The sequence below is a fragment of the Streptomyces sp. NPDC002574 genome (genome assembly GCF_042889545.1).
Lineage (GTDB): Bacteria > Actinomycetota > Actinomycetes > Streptomycetales > Streptomycetaceae > Actinacidiphila.
In genome coordinates, this window is sequence record NZ_JBIARB010000013.1 from 188,721 (window position 1) to 208,664 (window position 19,944).

Here is a 19,944-nt window from a genome sequence, read left to right on the forward strand (position 1 = left end):
GTCCCCCGCCCCATCCGGGGGACGACTACTGCGCCCCGGGGCGCACCAGACCGCTTTCGTACGCGTACACCGCCGCCTGCACCCGGTCGCGCAGCGCCAGCTTCGTCAGCACGTGGCCCACATGGGTCTTGACCGTCGTCTCGCTCACGAACAGCTCCGCCGCGATCTCGGCGTTCGACAGCCCCCGCGCGACCAGCTTCAGCACCTCGACCTCACGGTCGGTCAGCGTGTGCAGCGCCTGCGGCACAGGCTCCTCGCCCGACGGCAGCCGGCCCGCGTACTTGTCCAGCAGCCGCCGCGTGATACTCGGCGCGAGCATCGCCTCGCCCGCCGCGACGACCCGGATCGCCTGCACCAGTTCGTGCGCCGGGGCGTCCTTCAGCAGAAAGCCGCTGGCACCCGCGCGCAGCGCCTCGACCACGTACTCGTCCAGGTCGAAGGTGGTCAGCACCAGCACCTTCGCCGGGCCGTCCCGGCCGGGTCCGGTGATCTGGCGGGTGGCCTCCACCCCGTCCATCCGCGGCATGCGGATGTCCATCAGCACGACGTCCGGCTGCAGTGCCCGCACCTGCTCCAGCGCCTGCTGCCCGTCCCCCGCCTCGCCCACCACCGCGAGTTCCGGCTCCGCCTCCAGGATCATCCGGAAACCGGTGCGCAGCAGCGGCTGGTCATCGACCAGCAGAACGCGAATGGCCACGTGATCTCCTCAGCTCAGGAATCCCCATTCTTCCCCACCACCGCCAGCGGGTACGGCGGGGGAGTGCCGCCGAACGACGGGCAGATCGCCTGGTGGTCGCACCAGTCGCACAGCCGGCTCGGACGCGGACGCCAGTCGCCGGACTCGGTGGCCCGCCGGATCGCCTGCCACAGCGCCTCCAGCTTGCGCCCCACCGCCAGCAGGTCCTCCTCCGACGGGTCGTACGTCATCACCTCGCCGCTGCCGAGGTACACCAGCTGCAGCCGGCGCGGCACCACCCCGCGCAGCCGCCACAGCACCAGCGCGTAGAACTTCATCTGGAACAGCGCCTCGTCCGCGTACTCCGGGCGCGGGGCCTTGCCGGTCTTGTAGTCCACCACCCGCAGGTCGCCGGAGGCCGGGGCCACGTCGAGCCGGTCGATGTAGCCGCGCAGCGTCAGCCCCGACTCCAGCTCGGTCTCCACGTACAGCTCGCGCTCGGCGGGCTCCAGCCGCGTCGGGTCCTCCAGCGAGAACCAGCGCTCCACCAGCCCGGCGGCCCCCTCCAGCCACTCCGCCAGCTGCTGCTCCTCCTCGGCGGAGAACAGCTCCGACAGCTCGGGGCGCTCCTCCAGCAGCCGCTGCCACTGCCCGGGCACCATCGCCCGCGCCCGCTCGGCCGTGCGCTCGGGGGCCGGTGTGTCGAAGAGCCGCTCCAGCACCGCGTGCACCACCGTGCCCCGCGCGGCGGCCGGACTCGGCTTCTCCGGCAGCTTGTCGATCACGCGCAGCCGGTACAGCAGGGGGCACCGCATGAAGTCGGCGGCGCGCGACGGCGACAACGACGAAGGAGCGGCCGGCGGCCTCGGCGGCGTCGGCGGAACGGGTTCGATGCTGGTGCCCATGGCAGGACCCTATGGGGTCGCACCGACAGCCGGTGTCGGCTCCGGGCAGCCGGGCAATACCATCGACGTCGGACCGACAGCAAAACGAGGGGAACCAGTGAGCGAGAGCCAGCAGCCGCCTGACGGCGGCGAGCAGACTCCCGGAGCCGACGGCGGCACCGGCAAACGCCCCGCCGGCCCCGGCGGCGGCATCCTCATGGGCCGCATCTTCGGTGTGCCCGTGTACGTCGCCCCGAGCTGGTTCCTGGTCGCGGCCCTGATCACCTGGGTCTTCGGCGGTCAACTCGACCGCGTCCTGCCCGAACTCGGCGCCGTCCGCTACCTCGTCTCGCTCTTCTTCGCGGTGGCCTTCTACGCCTCCGTCCTGGTGCACGAACTCGCCCACACCGTCGCGGCGCTCCGCTTCGGACTGCCGGTGCGCCGCATCCAGCTCCAGTTCTTCGGCGGCGTCTCGGAGATCGAGAAGGAGTCCGACACCCCGGGGCGGGAGTTCGTCCTCGCCTTCATCGGGCCGCTGCTCTCGCTCGTCCTGGCCGGGGTGTTCTACCTCGGCATGCAGGGCGTGGACCCGGGCACGGTGCCGGGCGTGCTGCTCGCCGGGCTGATGATCAGCAACCTCCTCGTCGCGGCGTTCAACCTGCTGCCGGGGCTCCCGCTGGACGGCGGACGCATGCTGCGCGCGGTGGTCTGGAAGATCACCGGCAAGCCCATGACCGGCACCGTCGCCGCCGCGTGGATCGGGCGCTTCCTCGCCCTCGCGGTCCTGGTCGGGCTGCCCCTGCTGTCGTACGCGGGCGGCCTCAGCGACGGCACCGGCGACGCCACCGGGTTCGACTCCCTCACCGACGCGCTGCTCGCCGCCATCCTCGCCGCGATCATCTGGACCGGCGCGGGCAACGCCCTGCGCATGGCCCGGCTGCGCGAGCACCTCCCCGAGCTCCAGGCGCGGACGCTCACCCGGCGCGCCCTGCCCGTGGCCTCCGACACCCCGCTCTCCGAAGCCCTGCGACGTGCCAACGAGGCCGGGGCCCGCGCGCTCGTCGTCGTGGACGGCCACGGCACCCCCACCGCCGTGGTCCGCGAGGCCGCGATCGTCGGCGTGCCCGAGCACCGGCGCCCCTGGGTCGCCGTCTCGGGGCTCGCGCAGGACATCAAGCCGGGCATGAAGGTTTCCGCGGAACTCGCGGGGGAGGACCTGCTGGACACACTGAGGGCGACGCCGGCCACGGAGTACCTGGTGGTGGAGAACTCCGGTGAGATCTACGGCGTGCTGTCCACCGCGGACGTCGAGAAGGCGTTCCTCGCCGCCATGGCCCGGCCCACCGCGTCGGCCTGAGGCACGGGGCGCCGCGGAGGCGAACGGAGCCCCCGGAAAAGACCGGTAGGCTGGGGCGCATGTCCGAACCGACCGGTGCCGCCCGCCGTCGCGGGCCCTTCAAGGTCGGGGACCAGGTCCAGCTCACCGATCCCAAGGGACGCCACTACACGTTCACGCTCGAAGCCGGGAAGAACTTCCACACCCACAAGGGGTCGTTCCCGCACGACGAGCTGATCGGCGCCCCCGAGGGCAGTGTGGTCCGAACCACGGGAAACGTCGCCTACCTCGCGCTGCGCCCCCTGCTCCCCGACTACGTCCTGTCCATGCCCCGCGGCGCCGCCGTGGTCTACCCCAAGGACGCGGGGCAGATCCTGTCCATGGCCGACATCTTCACCGGCGCGCGCGTCGTGGAGGCCGGCGTGGGCTCCGGCTCGCTCAGCATGTTCCTGCTGCGGGCCGTCGGTGACGAGGGGATGCTGCACTCGTACGAGCGCCGCGCCGACTTCGCCGAGATCGCGACGCAGAACGTGGAGCGCTACTTCGGCGGCCCGCACCCCGCGTGGCAGCTCACCGTCGGCGATCTGCAGGACAACCTCAGCGACGTCGACGTCGACCGCGTCATCCTGGACATGCTCGCTCCCTGGGAGTGCCTCGAGGCCGTCTCCAAGGCCCTGGTGCCCGGCGGCATCCTGTGCGCCTACGTCGCGACGACCACGCAGCTGGCCCGCACCGTCGAGGCGATCCGCGAGCACGGCACGTTCAACGAGCCGTCCGCCTGGGAGACGATGGTGCGCACCTGGCACGTCGAGGGCCTCGCGGTGCGTCCGGACCACCGGATGATCGGGCACACCGGGTTCCTGCTGACCGCCCGCCGGCTGGCGGACGGAGTGGAGCCCCCGCTCCGGCGCAGGCGCCCCGCGCCGGGCGCGTACGGCGAGGACTACACCGGCCCGGGCGCCGGGCGCGCGGCGGGCCGCGCCGCCAAGGCCGCTGAGGCGACCGAGGCCGTCGAGCCGGGCCAGGCAGCCGAGACAGCCGAGGCAGCCGACACGACAGAGTGACCGCACACCACGAGAGCGCCGCCGCCGGGATTCCGGCGGCGGCGCTTTTCGTGTCCCCGCTGTTGTCTCCTGTCACATACGTCATATGACGTACCGATAAGAGATCCGCGACACACGGGACCCGGTCGTACCGGCGCCGTGTGCGCTGTGGCAGCATGCTGGCCACCCCGCTCGACCAACTCCACAGGAGACAGGCGCGTGCAGCCAACCGCAGGGCAGGCCCTTCCGCACACCCGGGCCCGTTCGGTGCACTGGATCACCACGGCCGCGGTCATCGCCGCCGTCATAGGCAGCGCCGCGGTGGTGCAGCCCGCCGGGGCCTCCACCGCGAAGCGGCCGGTCGTCGGTGCCAAGGCCGGCGTCGCGACCGTGCTCCCGCCCGACCCGAAGGCCGCCCATTACCCGATGAACTGCGCGGGCGCGCCGGTGGACGTGGTCGGCCGGGCCTCCGGCGACCTGGACGGGGACGGGCGCCCGGAGACGGTCGCGGTCGCGCGCTGCCACTCCGAGACGGGTACGCCGCCCAGCGGTCTGTACGTGCTCGGGCCGGACGCCGCGGCCGGTGCCGCGCCGCGGATCGTGGAGACCCTGGTCGACCCCAAGGAGCAGCGGTCCTTCAAGGACCTGCGGATCGAGGGCCGAAAGGTTCGCGCCACGGTCCTCGGCTACTCCTCGGACGACATCCCGCGCTGCTGCCCCGACCAGACGCGGGACTACAGCTGGGAGTGGCGGTCCGGCACCTACTACGAGGTCCCGGGACCGCCGGCGAACAGCGTGTGACAGATCACTCCGCGGCGGGTCCGTACAGCTCTACACTGTCCGAAACCCGACGTACATGAATACATTCGCCAGGACATTCCCTGGCCGAATCCACCACATCGGTCAGCAACGGCAGGGGCACCGGGGCGGAGGCCCCAGGGGCCTGACGCAGCTCGTTGTCATCACCCTTGACGTAGGCGAGCCCGTCGATGTCCAGCTCGAAGACCTCGGGCGCGTACTGCACACAGATGCCGTCACCGGTGCACAGGTCCTGATCGATCCAGACCTCAAGCGCCTCGACGACTTCGTCGCTCACGGGTATCTCGCCTGCCGTTCATCGTTCGGGAAGGGACCGCCCCTGACGGGCGTTGACCGAACCGACGATACAACCGGCCGCTTTCGGATGGTGATGGCTGGGTATCTCCCTGGCACGAGGACGTGCGCAAGGGTGAAGATCGGACACACTCCGGACGTCTTTGTGATCTAGGGGTTTCAACCCCTACTGGCCCAGGTAGGGTCTGGAAGCGTCCAGCTCCCCTTGGAGGAGGTGAGGACCGTGGCGGCCCACGACGACGACATCAACCGTGGCGGCCGACCCGCTCGTGGATCGGAAGACCCCATGAGCCAGGTCGCCTTTCTTGAGCAGGAGATCGCCGTCCTGCGACGTAAGCTCGCCGACTCTCCGCGGCACACGAGGATTCTCGAGGAGCGGATCGTCGAGCTGCAGACCAATCTTGCGGGTGTCTCCGCTCAGAACGAGCGGCTGGCCAACACCCTCCGCGAGGCCCGCGACCAGATCGTGGCCCTCAAGGAAGAGGTGGACCGGCTGGCACAGCCCCCCGCCGGATTCGGCGTGTTCCTGCAGGCGAACGACGACGGGACGGCGGACATCTTCACCGGCGGCCGCAAGCTGCGGGTGAACGTCAGTCCGTCGGTCGAGCTGGAGGACCTCCGGCGCGGCCAGGAACTCATGCTCAACGAGGCGCTCAACGTGGTCGAGGCCATGGAGTTCGAGCGCGTCGGAGACATCGTCACCCTCAAGGAGATCCTCGAGGACGGCGAGCGGGCCCTGGTCATCGGGCACACGGACGAGGAGCGGGTGGTGCGGCTCGCCGAGCCGCTGCTCGACGGCGCCCTGCGGGCCGGCGACGCCCTGCTGCTCGAACCGCGCTCGGGATACGTCTACGAGCGGGTGCCCAAGAGCGAGGTCGAGGAGCTCGTCCTCGAAGAGGTCCCCGACATCGACTACCGCCAGATCGGCGGCCTGCGGAACCAGATCGAGCAGATCCGGGACGCGGTCGAACTGCCCTACCTGCACGCCGAGCTGTTCAAGGAGTACGAGCTCCGCCCGCCCAAGGGCGTGCTCCTCTACGGCCCCCCCGGCTGCGGGAAGACCCTGATCGCCAAGGCGGTCGCCAACTCCCTTGCCAAGAAGGTCGCCGAGGTCACCGGGCAGCCCCAGGGCAAGAGCTACTTCCTGAACATCAAGGGCCCCGAGCTGCTGAACAAGTACGTCGGCGAGACCGAGCGGCAGATCCGCCTGGTCTTCCAGCGTGCGAGGGAGAAGGCCAGCGAGGGCACCCCCGTCATCGTCTTCTTCGACGAGATGGAGTCGCTGTTCCGGACCCGTGGGTCCGGTGTCAGCTCGGACGTGGAGAACACCATCGTCCCGCAGCTGCTCGCCGAGATCGACGGCGTCGAGGGGCTGGAGAACGTCATCGTCATCGGCGCCTCCAACCGCGAGGACATGATCGACCCCGCGATCCTGCGGCCCGGCCGCCTGGACGTGAAGATCAAGATCGAGCGGCCGGACGCCGAGGCGGCCAAGGACATCTTCTCCAAGTACCTGGTCGCGACCCTGCCGCTGCACGGGGAGGACCTGTCGGAGCACGGCGAGTCCGCCGAGGCCACCGTCGACGCCATGATCCAGTCGGTGGTGGAGCGGATGTACTCGGAGTCCGAGGAGAACCGCTTCCTGGAGGTCACCTACGCCAACGGTGACAAGGAGGTCCTGTACTTCAAGGACTTCAACTCCGGCGCCATGATCCAGAACATCGTGGACCGGGCCAAGAAGATGGCGATCAAGGCCTTCCTCGACCACAACCAGCGGGGCCTGCGCGTCTCCCACCTGCTCGCCGCCTGCGTGGACGAGTTCAAGGAGAACGAGGACCTGCCCAACACCACCAACCCGGACGACTGGGCCCGCATCTCCGGAAAGAAGGGCGAGCGGATCGTCTTCATCCGCACGCTCGTCACCGGCAAGCAGGGCGCCGACACCGGTCGCTCCATCGACACCGTCGCCAATACGGGTCAGTACCTGTAACGCGACCACCCTCCGGCTGCGGGTGCCCACGCAGGGGCACCCGCAGCCGGAGTGTTTCACCCCGGCATAACCCAAGAAAGCGCGTAATGATCTCCCCACCACCGTCATCGCGTTCTAGGCTCATCGGTACCGCCCGAGGGCCATGTGCGGGGCGGTACTTGAGCGACCGGGCCGGCACGGCCCGGAGCCGGGCAAGGAGGGCCGCATGACCGTACGGCGAGTAATGGGCATCGAGACGGAGTACGGGATCTCCGTCCCGGGCCACCCGAACGCCAATGCCATGCTCACCTCGTCCCAGGTCGTCAACGCCTACGCGGCGGCGATGCACCGGGCGCGCCGCGCCCGCTGGGACTTCGAGGAGGAGAATCCACTGCGGGACGCCCGCGGCTTCGACCTTGCCCGCGAGGCCGCGGACTCCAGCCAGCTCACCGACGAGGACATCGGCCTGGCCAATGTGATCCTCACCAACGGTGCCCGGCTCTACGTCGACCACGCCCACCCGGAGTACAGCTCGCCGGAGGTCACCAACCCCCGCGACGCGGTGCTGTGGGACAAGGCCGGCGAGCGCATCATGGCCGAGGCCGCCGAGCGGGCCGCCCAGCTTCCCGGCGCCCAGCCCATCCATCTGTACAAGAACAACACCGACAACAAGGGCGCGTCCTACGGCACGCACGAGAACTACCTGATGAAGCGGGAGACCCCCTTCTCGGACATCGTGCGCCACCTGACGCCCTTCTTCGTCTCGCGCCAGGTGGTCACCGGCGCCGGACGGGTCGGCATCGGACAGGACGGCCACGACCACGGCTTCCAGATCAGCCAGCGCGCGGACTACTTCGAGGTCGAGGTCGGCCTGGAGACCACCCTCAAACGGCCGATCATCAACACCCGGGACGAGCCGCACGCCGACGCCGAGAAGTACCGCCGGCTCCACGTGATCATCGGCGACGCCAACCTCGCGGAGCTCTCGACCTACCTCAAGCTCGGCACCACCGCCCTGGTGCTGTCGATGATCGAGGACGGCTTCATCAACGTCGACCTCGCCGTCGACCAGCCGGTCCGCACCCTGCACCAGGTCAGCCACGACCCCACGCTGCGCCGGCTGGTCACGCTGCGCAGCGGCCGCACCCTCACCGCGGTCCAGCTCCAGATGGAGTACTGCGAGCTCGCCCGCAAGTACGTCGAGGACCGCTTCGGCACGGACGCCGACGAGCAGACCAAGGACGTCCTCGGCCGGTGGGAGGACGTGCTCAACCGGCTCGAGAGCGACCCGATGAGCCTGTCCCGCGAGCTGGACTGGGTCGCCAAGCGGGAACTCATGGAGGGCTACCGCCGCCGGGACAACCTGGAGTGGGACGCGGCGCGCCTGCACCTGGTCGACCTGCAGTACGCGGACGTGCGCCCCGAGAAGGGCCTGTACAACCGTCTGGCCGCGCGCGGACGCATCCAGCGGCTGCTGACCGACGAAGAGGTCGACCGGGCCGTGGGCAAGCCCCCGGAGGACACACGGGCCTACTTCCGCGGGCGCTGCCTCGAACAGTACGCGGACGACGTCGCCGCGGCCTCCTGGGACTCGGTGATCTTCGACCTGCCCGGTCGTGACTCCCTGCAGCGGGTGCCCACCCTGGAGCCGCTGCGCGGCACGCGCAACCACGTCAAGGAACTGCTGGACCGCTGCCGCACGGCGGAGGAGCTGGTGCGGATCCTGTCGGGCGGCTGAGCAGGGCTGAAATCCTCCCGAACCGGGAATCATCGGGGTGGCCCCCGGACGTTGCCCAATACCAGGGGCCGATGTCAGGCCCTCCTTGTAGGGTCTGATCTTGTAGGACATGGAACCGAGCGGGGTGAGGGACACATGGCTACCAAGGACACCGGCGGCGGACAGCAGAAGGCCACGCGTTCGACCGAGGAGGTCGAGGAGACCGCGCAGGACGCGCAGGGCACCTCCGACCTCAAGGACCGGCAGGAGAAGCTGTCGGACGACGTGGACTCCGTGCTCGACGAAATCGATGATGTGCTCGAAGAGAATGCCGAGGATTTCGTGCGGAGCTTTGTTCAGAAGGGTGGCGAGTAGTCCTTAAATGTCCGAATTGCATCAGGCGAAAAAGTGCTCGCGGTGCAAGCGGATATTGTCGAGGGACGCCTTTGCCGGCAATAGGTCCATGCGGGACGGGCTCCAGGCGTACTGCCGGGAGTGCTCAGCGGAGTACTACCGGCAGCGCCAGGAGGCCCGGGGTCGCACTGTTCGCGAGAAACACAAGGTGCCGCTGGGCCACAAGCGTTGTCCCCGGTGCGAGGAGGCCAAGCCGCATTCGGAATGGACGCGCAACAGCAGCGCCGCCGACGGTTTGACCACTTACTGCAAGACATGCCGTGCGGCGGAGGGTCGAGTGCGGCACCTCAGGAAAAAGTACGGGATGACCGAGGCAGAGCGGGACGCCATGGTCGTCGAGCAGTTCGGGATCTGCTGTATTTGTCTGGATGCCCCGGCGGAACATGTGGATCACGACCACGGGACGGGTAGGGTCCGTGGCGTACTGTGCTTCAGCTGCAATGCCGCGCTGGGGCAGTTGAAGGATCGGCCCGACGTCATACGGCGGGCGGCCGCCTACGTGGAAGGAAACGTGTGGAAGCCAACACTCGTAGCACCGGGCGTCTACCAGCTGCCTTCCTGACGCCCGGTTCGTCGTCGTTCGTGGATTTCCTGGACGCGCACTCGCCGGCGCTGCTCCCGGGCAACCGTCCGCTGCCGCCCGTGCAGGGAGCCATCGAGCTGCCGCACGGCACCACGATCGTCGCGGCGACGTTCGCCGGCGGCGTGGTGCTCGCCGGTGACCGGCGCGCCACCATGGGCAACATCATCGCGCAGCGCGACATCGAGAAGGTGTTCCCCGCCGACGAGTACTCGGCGGTGGGCATCGCGGGCACGGCGGGCCTGGCCGTGGAGATGGTCAAGCTCTTCCAGCTCGAGCTGGAGCACTACGAGAAGATCGAGGGCGACGTCCTCTCCCTGGAGGGCAAGGCGAACCGCCTGTCGACCATGATCCGGAGCAACCTCGGCATGGCGCTCCAGGGCCTGGCCGTGGTGCCGCTCTTCGCCGGGTACGACACCGACCGCGAGAAGGGCCGGATCTTCTCCTACGACGTGACCGGCGGCCGCTCCGAGGAGCACGGCTTCGCCGCCACCGGTTCCGGCTCGGTCTTCGCCCGCGGTGCGCTGAAGAAGCTCTACAAGTCCGACCTCACCGCCGACCAGGCCACCACCCTGGTCGTCCAGGCGCTCTACGACGCGGCGGACGACGACTCGGCGACCGGTGGTCCCGATCTGGCACGCCGCATCTACCCGATCGTCACGGTCATCACCGAGGACGGCTTCCGCAGGCTCACCGACTCCGAGAGCCAGGAGATCGTCCGCGCCGTCCATGAGCGGCGGATGGAGCAGCCCGACGGCCCGCGCGCCGAGCTGCTCTGAGCCCGGACGTCCTCAGATGCACCCGCACTCGACAGAAAGGGACGGATAGCCGGTGTCGACGCCGTTCTATGTCTCACCCCAGCAGGCCATGGCCGACCGCGCCGAGTTCGCCCGCAAGGGCATCGCGCGCGGGCGCAGCGTCGTCGTTCTGCAGTACACCGACGGCATCGTCTTCATCGCCGAGAACCCGTCCCGCGCACTGCACAAGGTCAGCGAGATCTACGACCGCATCGCCTTCGCCGCGGTGGGCAAGTACAACGAGTTCGAGAACCTGCGGATCGGCGGGGTGCGCTACGCCGATCTGCGCGGTTACACCTACGACCGTGACGACGTGACCGCCCGCGGCCTGGCGAACGTGTACGCCCAGACCCTGGGCACCATCTTCTCCAGCGTCGGCGAGAAGCCGTACGAGGTGGAGCTGATCGTCGCGGAGGTGGGTTCCGACCCCTCCGAGGACCAGATCTACCGGCTGCCGCACGACGGCTCGATCGTCGACGAGCACGGTGCCGTGGCGGTCGGCGGCAACTCCGACCAGATCGGCACCTATCTCGACCAGCGGCACCGTGACGGCATGACCCTCGCGGAGGCGCTGAAGCTGGCGGTGGAGTCCCTGAGCCGGGACAACAACGGCAGCGACCGGCAGCTCACGGCGGAGCAGCTGGAAGTGGCGGTGCTGGACCGCACGCGGCCGCAGCAGCGCAAGTTCAAGCGCATCCTCGGCCGGCAGCTGTCGCGGTTGCTGGAGGAGGACGGCGCAAGCGGTACGGCCGGCACGTCCGACAAGGCCGCGCCCGCCACCACGACCGACGATGACGACGACCTTCCGGAGCTCGACGAGGACGTGTGAAGTCCGTACGTCCCCGCGCCTCGCCGAACGCCCCGGCCGCCCAGCGGTGGCCGGGGCGTTCGCGTGCGCGCCCTCAGGCGTCCCGTGGAGGGGCGGTGGACCCGCGGACGACCAACCGGACGGGGAGTTCGGCGCCGGTGGCCGGGCGGCCCGCCAGGGCGTCCAGCAGGGCGGTCATACCGCCGGCGCCGACCGCCTCGGCGGGCAGCCGGACCGTGGTGAGTTCCGGTTCGATCGCGGTGGCCAGCGCGAAGTCGTCGTAGCCGGTCACCGAGACGTCGTCGGGGACCCGCAGCCCGAGGCGCCGCAGGGCCTTGCAGGCGCCGACCGCGAGGACGTCGTCGTCGCAGACCACCATGGTCGGAGGGGCGCCGGGGCGGGCGAGCAGGCGCTCGGTGGCCTGCCGGGCGGCCTCGGGGTCCAGGGCGGAGTGCTCGGTGGCGGGAGTGGTCCCGAGGACTTCGGCGAGGGCCTGGGCACGGACCCGGAAGGTCCAGGTGTCGATCGCGGCGGCGAGGTGGGCGACCCGTTCCGGGCGGTGGCCGAGGGCCCTTACGTGGTGGGCGATCTGCCGCATCCCGTCGGCGATGGCGAGGTTGACGGTGGCGGCGGGCCCGGGTTCCGCGGGGTCCGCGTCCAGCATGACCAGGGGCAGTCCGCCCTCCCCGATCGCGGCGAGCGCGTCGGCGGCCATGGAGGAGGCGATGATGCCGTCCAGCGCGGCCTGGGCCGAGCCGAAGGGGTCCCGGGCCGGGCCGACGCCCTCGGGGGAGGGGTAGAGCACGACGCCGAAGCCGTTCTCCTCGGCCACGCGGGCGGCGCCGGTGTAGATCCGCGCGAAGTACTCGTTGGTGATCGAGGGCACGACCAGCAGGGCGGTCCGGGTCCGGCCCAGGCGCAGGTTGCGCGCGGCGATGTTGGGCCGGTAGCCGAGCTCGCGGGCGTGCGCGCGGACGGTGTCGGCGGTGCGCTCGGAGACCCGGCCGCGCCATTTGCCGCCGAGTACGAGGGAGACCGTGGCCTGTGAGACCCCCGCGGCCCGCGCGACGTCCCGGGAGGTCGGACGCGCTGTGTCGGTCACCGTGGGGGCCCCTCTCGTTCTTTGCTCGCCTTGCTCGACCGGTGCCACGGCTGGACCCGCGGACTGCGGCCATGGTACGTATGACCCAGGACGTTATACGTACAACTAGACGAGGGGGCGCCCATGGCGACGGGTTACGCGGACCTGCTGCGCGCGCCGCACGCGATGCGGCTGCTGGCCGGTACCCTCGTCGGCCGCCTGCCCAACGCCACGGCCGCGCTGGGGATCGTGCTCCTCACCCGGTCCCAGGGCGCTGACTTCGCCCTCGCCGGCGCGCTGTCCGCGGTCTACGGAATCGCCAACGCCGTCGGCCAGCCGCTGCTGGGCAGGGCCGTCGACCGGCTCGGTCAGCCCCGCGTGATGCTGCCCGCCGCGCTCGCCTCGGCCGCCGGGATGGCCGTCTTCGCGCTGGCCGGGCTCCGCCCGCTGCCCCTGGCCTACGTCGCCATGCTCGTCGCCGGCTTCTTCACCCCGCCGCTGGAGGGCGGACTGCGGGCGCTGTGGCCCGGGGTGCTCGAGCGGCCCGACCGGGTCCACGCGGCCTACGCCCTCGACGCCGCCGCGCAGGAGGTCATGTTCGCGGTCGGGCCGCTGCTGGTGACCCTGCTGGTGGCCGGCTTCTCCGAGGCGGCCGCGCTGTTGTGGATCGCGGCCGTGGGTGTGGCGGGGGCGGTCAGCGTGGTCGTCTCGCCGCCCTCGCGGGCGTGGCGCTCGCAGCCGCGGGTCCCGGACTGGCTCGGGCCGTTGCGCTCGCGCGGCATCGTCGTGCTGGTCGCCTCCTTCTTCTTCGTCGGCCTGGCGCTCGGTTCCATCGCGGTGGCCGCCGTCGCCTACGCCGACGACCACGGCGGCGGGATGGTCTCCAGCTATGTGCTGTCCGGCACCGGATTCGGTGCCCTGGTGGGTGGCGTCGTGTACGGCGCCCGGCAGTGGCCGGGGGTGCCCGAGCGCAGGCTGCGGCTGCTGATGGCGGGCCTGGCGGTCGGCTACCTGCCGCTCGCCCTGGTGCCCGGGGTGGCTTCGCTGACCGCCCTCGCGGCGCTGTCCGGACTGTTCCTGGCGCCCTCGCTGGCCTGTGCGTTCGTGGTCGTGGACCGGCACGCCCCGGCGGGCACCGTCACCGAGGCGTTCTCATGGATCGTCACCGCGTTCGGTGTCGGCGCGGCGGTCGGCACCGCAGCCTCGGGACCGGCCGCCCAGTACGGCGGAGCCGTGGCGGCGTTCACGGTCGCGGGGGCGGGCGGACTGGCCGCGCTGGCGGTCCTGCTGGCCGGCGGCCGCCCGTTGCGCCTTCCAAACCCGGCAAGCGGGACAGAAAAAGATCGAATCGCCGCGGCCCAAGACGGTTTGAGCTCCACGCATCAGGCGTAAGGTCTCAGCATGGACCGCCGCATTTTCGGGCTGGAGAACGAGTACGGCGTCACGTGCACGTTCCGGGGACAGCGGCGTCTGTCCCCGGACGAGGTGGCGCGGTACCTCTTCCGCCGTGTCGTGTCATGGGGTCGCAGCAGCAACGTCTTCCTCCGCAATGGCGCCCGCCTCTACCTCGACGTGGGGTCCCACCCGGAGTACGCCACTCCCGAGTGTGACAACGTGACGGAACTGGTCACCCACGACAAGGCGGGTGAGCGCATTCTCGAAGGGCTCCTCGTGGACGCCGAACGGCGCCTGCACGAGGAGGGCATCGCGGGCGATGTCTACCTCTTCAAGAACAACACCGACTCCGCCGGCAACTCCTACGGCTGCCACGAGAACTATCTCGTCGCCCGCCACGGGGAGTTCTCCCGCCTCGCGGACATCCTCATCCCCTTCCTGGTCACCCGGCAGCTGATCTGCGGCGCCGGCAAGGTGCTGCAGACCCCGCGCGGCGCGGTCTTCTGCGTCAGCCAGCGCGCCGAGCACATCTGGGAGGGCGTCAGCTCCGCCACCACGCGCTCCCGGCCCATCATCAACACCCGGGACGAGCCGCACGCCGACGCCGAGCGCTACCGGCGCCTGCACGTCATCGTCGGCGACTCCAACATGTCCGAGACGACCATGCTGCTCAAGGTCGGCGCGACCGACCTGGTGCTGCGCATGATCGAGGCGGGCACCGTCATGCGGGACCTCACGCTGGAGAACCCGATCCGGGCGATCCGCGAGGTCTCCCACGACATAACGGGACAGCGCAAGGTGCGCCTCGCCTCCGGCCGGGAGGCCTCCGCCCTGGAGATCCAGGAGGAGTACTACTCCAAGGCGGTGGACTTCTGCGAGCGTCGCGGCATCCGCAGCGGCGTCATCGAGCAGGTCCTCGAACTGTGGGGACGCGCCCTGGAGTCGATCGGCAGCGGTGATCTGGACCGGATCGGCACCGAGATCGACTGGGTGATGAAGTACCGCCTGATCGAGCGGTACCGGGCCCGCGACAACATCACCATGTCGCATCCGCGCATCGCGCAGATAGACCTCGCCTACCACGACATCCACCGTCGCCGCGGGCTCTACTACCTGCTGGAGAAGCGGGGTCAGGCCAAGCGGATCTGCAACGACCTCAAGATCTTCGAGGCCAAGTCGGTGCCCCCGCAGACCACCCGGGCCCGGCTGCGCGGCGACTTCATCCGCCGCGCCCAGGAGCAGCGGCGCGACTTCACGGTCGACTGGGTGCACCTGAAGCTCAACGACCAGGCGCAGCGCACGGTGCTGTGCAAGGACCCCTTCCGGTCCGTCGACGACCGGGTGGAGAAGCTGATCGCCGGGATGTAGCACAAGAGCGTGAAGGCAGGCGCGGGGCCCCGTCGGTGTTCGTACGGGGCCCCACGCACGCCGTAGAGTGGCGCGCACGCCAGATACACAAGATCGACCTGATGGGGATCCCTGTGCGCCGACGTTCTCTCCTCCTCGCCGTGCCCGCCGGCCTGCTCACGCTCGCGGGCTGCGGTGACGACAAGTCCGACAAGGTCAAGCCCGGCGCCTCCCCATCGGGTTCCGCCTCGGCCCCCGCGGCGGACGTCAAGATCGTCAGCGGTCCGGTGCCGGACATCACCGCCGGCACGAAGTTCGGCGAGAAGCCGACCGTCGCCAAGGGGTCCGGCAACCCGAGCAGCGACCTGGCGGTCAAGACCGTCATCCAGGGCACCGGCGCCGTGGTCGCCAGCGGCGACTACCTCCAGGCGAACTATCTCGGCCAGATCTGGAGCACCGCCAAGGTCTTCGACAACTCCTACGACCGCGGCGCGCCGGCCGTCTTCCCGATCGGCGTCGGGCAGGTCATCCCCGGCTGGGACAAGGCCCTGGTGGGCAAGAAGGTCGGCGACCGCGTCGAGCTGGCCATCCCGCCGGCCCTCGGCTACGGCGCCCAGGGCAACTCCCAGGCCGGCATCAAGGGCACCGACACCCTCGTCTTCGTCGTCGACGTGGTGAACACCTTCGGCGCCAAGAGCTCCGCGCAGGGCAAGGCCGTGCCGCAGAGCGACGCCGCGCTGCCGAAGGTCGGAACCAACACCGACGGCCAGGCGCCGTCGATCGACGTCCCCAAGGGCGCCGCGCCGGCCAAGCTGGTGTCCGACTACGTCATCGAGGGCACCGGCCCCGCGGTGAAGGCCGCCGACAACCTGCTCGTGCAGTACAAGGGCGTCCTGTGGGACGGCGGCAAGGAGTTCGACTCCACGTACTCCCGCAGCCAGCTCGCCTCGTTCTCGCTCCAGCAGGTCATCAAGGGCTGGCAGCAGGGCCTGGTCGGCAAGAAGACCGGCAGCCGCGTGCTGCTCGTCGTGCCGCCGGACCTGGGGTACGGCAACAAGGCGCAGAGCGGGATTCCCGCCAACTCCACGCTGGTCTTCGCGGTCGACATCCTCGCCGTGGTGTAAGACTGTGCAGGTTGTCCGCAATATCAAGAGGAGCACGTACGTGAGCATCGACAAGCCCGAGATCGACTTCCCGGGCGGCGAGCCCCCGGCCGACCTGGAGATCAAGGACATCTGGGAGGGCGACGGCGCCGAGGCCAAGTCCGGACAGAACGTCACGGTCCACTACGTGGGCGTCGCCTTCAGCACCGGCGAGGAGTTCGACGCCAGCTGGAACCGCAACTCGCCCTTCACCTTCCCCCTCGGTGGCGGCCGCGTCATCAAGGGCTGGGACCAGGGCGTGCAGGGCATGAAGGTCGGCGGCCGTCGTCAGCTGACGATCCCGGCGCACCTCGCCTACGGCAACCAGAGCCCGACGCCGGCCATCAAGCCGGGCGAGACCCTGATCTTCGTCGTGGACCTGCTCTCCGTCTGACGGACCGTAGGGCGTCCTTCGCGCAGTGGAGCCCCCGCCGCGCCGGCACTGCCGGTGCCGCGGGGGCTCCGCCGTGTCCCCGTCCGTTCCCCCGGGACCCCCGGCGAGCAGGCCGCATTCGCTTTTGCCGGGCGGCGCCGTCGCGGTACGGTCTCGATCGAGAGCCGAACAGGAAGAAGGTTGCGTCGAGTGGCCATTGCCAAGGCCGAGCGGCTGATGAACCTGGCGCTGTGCCTGATGAACACCCGGCGCCCGGTCAGCAAGCGGGAGCTGCGCGCTTCCATCGAGGCCTATCACGAGATCGGTTCCGACGAGGCGTTCAACCGCATGTTCGAGCGGGACAAGGACGACCTGCGTGAACTCGGCATGGTCATCGAGACCGTGGAGAGCGTCGACGGCGAGATCGGCTACCTCGCCCGCAGGGACCGCAACCGCCTTCCGGAGATCGCCCTGGACGCCGAGGAGGCCGCCGCGCTGAGCCTGGCCGCCAAGGTGTGGCAGCAGGCCCGGCTCGCGGAGGCCGCCAGTGGCGCCCTGCAGAAGCTGCGCGCCGCCGGAGTGCCCTTCGACGACACCGACGCCGACGCGGCCGCCGGCTCGCGCGATCCCGCCGTCTCCGGGCACAGCGCCCTGGAGCCGCGCATCCCGGCCCCCGAGCCGGCGTTCGAGCCGCTGATGCTGGCCACCCGCGACCGCCGCCCGGTCGCCTTCGACTACCGCAAGGCCAACGCGGTCCGCCCCGAGCCCCGCCAGGTCGAGCCCTGGGCGCTGGAGTGCTGGCGCGGCCACTGGTACCTGGCCGGCTGGGACCGCGACCGCAGCGACGTCCGGGTGTTCCGGCTCTCCCGGATCACCGGCCGGGTGCGCACCCGCAGCGGTACCTTCACCGCCGAGGTGCCCGACCACGTGGACGTGCGGGCCGCCGTGGCCAGCTGGGCCGGCGAGGGCGCGACCGCGACCGCCCGGATCCGGCTGCGCCGCGACTCGGGCTACCCGCTGCGGGCCCGTGCGGTGGAGACGCTGCCGGTGGACGCGGACTGGGACGAGCTGGAGATCCCGTACGGACACGGACTGGACGCCTGGCTGGTGGAGTTCGGCCCGGACGTGGTCGTACTGGAGCCCGCCGAGCTGCGGGCCGACGTGGTGGACCGGCTGCGCGCCGTCGCCAAGGGCTGAGCGGGGGAGAAGGACGAGATGGCGAACGCGATCGACCAGACGCGCCGGATGCTGTCCCTGGTCACGTATCTGCGCGAGCGCCCCGGCGCCCGGGTGAGCGACGTGGCCCGTGCGTTCGGGGTCACCGAGGCCGAGCTGATCGGCGACCTCAACGTGCTCCCGCTGTGCGGGACCAGCTTCCGGGGCGGGGACCTGCTCGACATCGACACCGACGGCGAGCGCATCTGGTGGCACAACGTGGACGACGTCGCCCAGCCGCTGCGGCTGGCCGCCGACGAGGCCGCCGCGCTGCTGGTGGCCGCCCGCGCCGTCGCCAACCTGCCCGGGCTGCGCGAGAGCGACCGGCAGGCGCTGCTGCGTGCCACCGCCAAGATCGAGGGAGCGGCGGGCGAGGCCGCCGGTGCCTCGTCACGGCTCTCGGTGACCTTCGAGTCCGAGGGCAGCGTCTTCGCCGACGTCGACCGGGCCATCGCCGAGCGCCGCAGGCTGTGGATCCGCTACTACTCGCCGGCCCGGGACGAGCTCACCGAGCGCGAGGTCGACCCGATCCGGCTCTTCGCCGTGGGCCACACCTACTTCGAGGGCTGGTGCCGCCTGTCGGAGGACCGGCGCACTTTTCGGCTGGACCGGGTCGCCGAGATCCGGCTGCTGGACGAGGCCAGCGACCCGCCGCGCATCGAGCCCCGGGACCTGTCCCAGGGTCTGGTGCAGCCGGCGGGCGACGACCCGGAGGTCGTGGCCGAGGTCGGGCCCGGCGGCCGCTGGGTCGCCGAGTACTACCCGCACGACCGTGCCGAGGAACTGCCCGACGGCGGCCTGAGGATCACCCTGCGCACCCCCGACCCGGGTTCGCTGCGCCGGCTGGCGCTGCGGCTCGGCCGGGACGGCCGTATCGTCTCCCCGGCCGACCTGGTCACCAGCGCCCGGGACGCGGCCTCCCAGGCCCTCGCGGCCTACGGTGAGTGACGGGGAGCACCGATGACGGACACCGCGGACACGGCCGACCGGGCGGACCGGGCGGACGCACCCGGCACCTCCGGCGCGGACGATCCCGTCCCCGACGGCGATCCGGCGCCAGAGGCGGTCTTCCGGGCCTCCTGCACCGAGTGCCGGGCGAGCTTCGAGCTCACCGCGGGCGACCTGCGGCTGGCCATCGGCGGCAGCCACCGGACGACCTTCTACTCCTTCATCTGCCCCGACTGCGGCATCTCGGTGCGCAAGCCCGCGGGCGACCGCATAGTGGAGCTGCTCACCGACGGCGGCGTGCGCACGATGCGGCTCCACCTGGGCTGAAGCGCTACGCTCGGCTGCCATGTGGTGGCTCTACCTCTACGTCGGCCTCGCGACCGCCGGCATCCTCGTGCTCGGCGTCCTCGGCATCCGTGTGTACGCCGAGGTGGTCGGCCTCGCCCGTCAGGTGGGGCGCAGCAGCGCCGATCTGACGCGCGCCGCCGACGAGTTGCAGCGTGCGGCCGATCCGCTGGCCAGGGACGCCGGGGAGCTCTCCCGGCCGTGAACTCCGGGCGGTCGCCGGGCAGTACCCCCTCCGACGGGCTCTCGTTCTCAGCGGTCCCGGGAGGTACGCTGCAGATCGCGGCCCCACAAGAGCGCGGCGGGGGCAGCAACTGTACGGATGCCGGGTGATTGCCACACGTTTACTCCCGCACGTTACGATCGCTGGCAGAGTGGTCGGCGGGCGTATTGCGCCCGCAGGTCACAGACAGGTACCCATGCCGCCTCGGTGAGAAGGTAGACGCACATGTTCGGACGGCTCGGCCCCACCGAGATCATTCTCATTCTCGTCGTCATCCTGCTGCTCTTCGGCGCCAAGCGGCTGCCGGACATGGCGCGCGGCCTCGGCAAGTCGATGCGCATCCTCAAGAGCGAGGCCAAGGCGATGAAGAACGACGACGCGCCCCCCGCCGAGCAGCCGGCGGACGCCCCGCAGGCCGCGCCGCGTACGATCCAGGCGGCACCCGGCGACGTCTCCAGCGCCCGCCCGGTGAACGAGACGCCGCAGCAGCAGACGCAGCACACCCAGAGCTGACCGCACGGCACAGGTATGCGGAAGC

The 19,944-nt window shown here is 70.7% G+C and carries 22 protein-coding genes; 18 read left to right on the forward strand and 4 right to left on the reverse strand.

Going from position 1 to position 19,944, the window contains the following annotated elements:
* Nucleotides 1-25: 25 nt before the first annotated feature.
* Together ACFYXS_RS29875 and ACFYXS_RS29880 are read right to left on the reverse strand one after the other, a co-directional pair.
* Complete coding sequence (locus tag ACFYXS_RS29875) at nucleotides 26-697, reverse strand: response regulator transcription factor (protein WP_319661988.1); 672 nt, start codon at nucleotides 695-697, stop codon at nucleotides 26-28.
* A gap of 14 nt (nucleotides 698-711) precedes the next feature.
* Nucleotides 712-1,581, reverse strand: a complete 870-nt coding sequence (locus ACFYXS_RS29880) for a RecB family exonuclease (RefSeq protein WP_389253738.1) — start codon at nucleotides 1,579-1,581, stop codon at nucleotides 712-714.
* A gap of 97 nt (nucleotides 1,582-1,678) precedes the next feature.
* Here ACFYXS_RS29880 and ACFYXS_RS29885 point away from each other — a divergent pair, with 97 nt between their 5' ends.
* From ACFYXS_RS29885 to ACFYXS_RS29895, 3 genes are all read left to right on the forward strand, one after another.
* Complete coding sequence (locus ACFYXS_RS29885; protein WP_389253740.1) at nucleotides 1,679-2,917, forward strand: site-2 protease family protein; 1,239 nt, start codon at nucleotides 1,679-1,681, stop codon at nucleotides 2,915-2,917.
* A 59-nt stretch (nucleotides 2,918-2,976) separates the two neighbouring features.
* A complete protein-coding gene (locus ACFYXS_RS29890; RefSeq protein ID WP_389253742.1) occupies nucleotides 2,977-3,960 on the forward strand; it encodes a tRNA (adenine-N1)-methyltransferase in 984 nt (327 codons plus the stop codon).
* 198 nt (nucleotides 3,961-4,158) lie between these two features.
* Nucleotides 4,159-4,740, forward strand: a complete 582-nt coding sequence (locus ACFYXS_RS29895) for a hypothetical protein (protein ID WP_389253744.1) — start codon at nucleotides 4,159-4,161, stop codon at nucleotides 4,738-4,740.
* 4 nt (nucleotides 4,741-4,744) lie between these two features.
* Here the strand turns inward: ACFYXS_RS29895 and ACFYXS_RS29900 are convergent, their stop codons facing one another.
* Nucleotides 4,745-5,041: a ferredoxin gene (locus ACFYXS_RS29900; RefSeq protein WP_389253928.1), complete on the reverse strand. Its 297-nt coding sequence runs from the start codon at nucleotides 5,039-5,041 to the stop codon at nucleotides 4,745-4,747.
* A 234-nt stretch (nucleotides 5,042-5,275) separates the two neighbouring features.
* Here ACFYXS_RS29900 and arc point away from each other — a divergent pair, with 234 nt between their 5' ends.
* The 6 genes from arc to prcA all read left to right on the forward strand — a co-directional run bounded on the left by arc (nucleotide 5,276) and on the right by prcA (nucleotide 11,358).
* A complete protein-coding gene (arc, locus tag ACFYXS_RS29905) occupies nucleotides 5,276-7,042 on the forward strand; it encodes a proteasome ATPase (RefSeq protein ID WP_389253747.1) in 1,767 nt (588 codons plus the stop codon).
* Between the two features lie 205 nt (nucleotides 7,043-7,247).
* On the forward strand, nucleotides 7,248-8,759 hold the full coding sequence (gene dop / locus ACFYXS_RS29910; RefSeq protein ID WP_389253749.1) for a depupylase/deamidase Dop: 1,512 nt from the start codon (nucleotides 7,248-7,250) through the stop codon (nucleotides 8,757-8,759).
* Nucleotides 8,760-8,894: 135 nt separating this feature from the next.
* A complete protein-coding gene (locus ACFYXS_RS29915) occupies nucleotides 8,895-9,113 on the forward strand; it encodes a ubiquitin-like protein Pup (protein ID WP_389253751.1) in 219 nt (72 codons plus the stop codon).
* Between the two features lie 88 nt (nucleotides 9,114-9,201).
* The gene (locus ACFYXS_RS29920; protein WP_389253930.1) at nucleotides 9,202-9,714 is read left to right on the forward strand and encodes an endonuclease VII domain-containing protein; all 513 of its coding nucleotides are present in this window, start codon (nucleotides 9,202-9,204) and stop codon (nucleotides 9,712-9,714) included.
* A complete protein-coding gene (prcB, locus tag ACFYXS_RS29925; RefSeq protein ID WP_389253753.1) occupies nucleotides 9,666-10,511 on the forward strand; it encodes a proteasome subunit beta in 846 nt (281 codons plus the stop codon). The genes ACFYXS_RS29920 and prcB overlap by 49 nt, the downstream gene beginning before the upstream one ends.
* A 52-nt stretch (nucleotides 10,512-10,563) precedes the next feature.
* Nucleotides 10,564-11,358: a proteasome subunit alpha gene (gene prcA, locus ACFYXS_RS29930; RefSeq protein ID WP_389253755.1), complete on the forward strand. Its 795-nt coding sequence runs from the start codon at nucleotides 10,564-10,566 to the stop codon at nucleotides 11,356-11,358.
* 73 nt (nucleotides 11,359-11,431) lie between these two features.
* Here prcA and ACFYXS_RS29935 read toward each other — a convergent pair whose 3' ends face one another.
* Nucleotides 11,432-12,439: a LacI family DNA-binding transcriptional regulator gene (locus tag ACFYXS_RS29935; protein ID WP_389253757.1), complete on the reverse strand. Its 1,008-nt coding sequence runs from the start codon at nucleotides 12,437-12,439 to the stop codon at nucleotides 11,432-11,434.
* Between the two features lie 123 nt (nucleotides 12,440-12,562).
* Between ACFYXS_RS29935 and ACFYXS_RS29940 the strand changes: the two genes are divergently transcribed.
* From ACFYXS_RS29940 to tatA, 9 genes are all read left to right on the forward strand, one after another.
* The gene (locus ACFYXS_RS29940) at nucleotides 12,563-13,810 is read left to right on the forward strand and encodes an MFS transporter (protein ID WP_389253759.1); all 1,248 of its coding nucleotides are present in this window, start codon (nucleotides 12,563-12,565) and stop codon (nucleotides 13,808-13,810) included.
* 9 nt (nucleotides 13,811-13,819) lie between these two features.
* Entirely contained in the window at nucleotides 13,820-15,181 is a 1,362-nt protein-coding gene (gene pafA / locus ACFYXS_RS29945; protein WP_319662002.1) for a Pup--protein ligase, read from the forward strand.
* A 113-nt stretch (nucleotides 15,182-15,294) separates the two neighbouring features.
* Nucleotides 15,295-16,284, forward strand: coding sequence for an FKBP-type peptidyl-prolyl cis-trans isomerase (locus ACFYXS_RS29950; protein WP_389253761.1), 990 nt, complete (start codon nucleotides 15,295-15,297; stop codon nucleotides 16,282-16,284).
* 40 nt (nucleotides 16,285-16,324) lie between these two features.
* The gene (locus tag ACFYXS_RS29955) at nucleotides 16,325-16,696 is read left to right on the forward strand and encodes an FKBP-type peptidyl-prolyl cis-trans isomerase (RefSeq protein WP_319662005.1); all 372 of its coding nucleotides are present in this window, start codon (nucleotides 16,325-16,327) and stop codon (nucleotides 16,694-16,696) included.
* A gap of 189 nt (nucleotides 16,697-16,885) precedes the next feature.
* Nucleotides 16,886-17,872 carry a helix-turn-helix transcriptional regulator gene (locus ACFYXS_RS29960; RefSeq protein WP_389253763.1) on the forward strand — a complete coding sequence of 329 codons (987 nt, stop codon included), beginning with the start codon at nucleotides 16,886-16,888 and terminating at the stop codon, nucleotides 17,870-17,872.
* Between the two features lie 18 nt (nucleotides 17,873-17,890).
* A complete protein-coding gene (locus ACFYXS_RS29965; RefSeq protein WP_389253765.1) occupies nucleotides 17,891-18,838 on the forward strand; it encodes a helix-turn-helix transcriptional regulator in 948 nt (315 codons plus the stop codon).
* A gap of 12 nt (nucleotides 18,839-18,850) precedes the next feature.
* Nucleotides 18,851-19,165 (forward strand): hypothetical protein, encoded by a 315-nt coding sequence (locus ACFYXS_RS29970; protein WP_389253767.1) that lies wholly within the window; start codon nucleotides 18,851-18,853, stop codon nucleotides 19,163-19,165.
* 19 nt (nucleotides 19,166-19,184) lie between these two features.
* A complete protein-coding gene (locus ACFYXS_RS29975) occupies nucleotides 19,185-19,388 on the forward strand; it encodes a hypothetical protein (RefSeq protein WP_389253769.1) in 204 nt (67 codons plus the stop codon).
* 243 nt (nucleotides 19,389-19,631) lie between these two features.
* Nucleotides 19,632-19,919: a Sec-independent protein translocase subunit TatA gene (tatA, locus tag ACFYXS_RS29980; RefSeq protein ID WP_389253771.1), complete on the forward strand. Its 288-nt coding sequence runs from the start codon at nucleotides 19,632-19,634 to the stop codon at nucleotides 19,917-19,919.
* The last annotated feature ends 25 nt before the right edge of the window (nucleotides 19,920-19,944 follow it).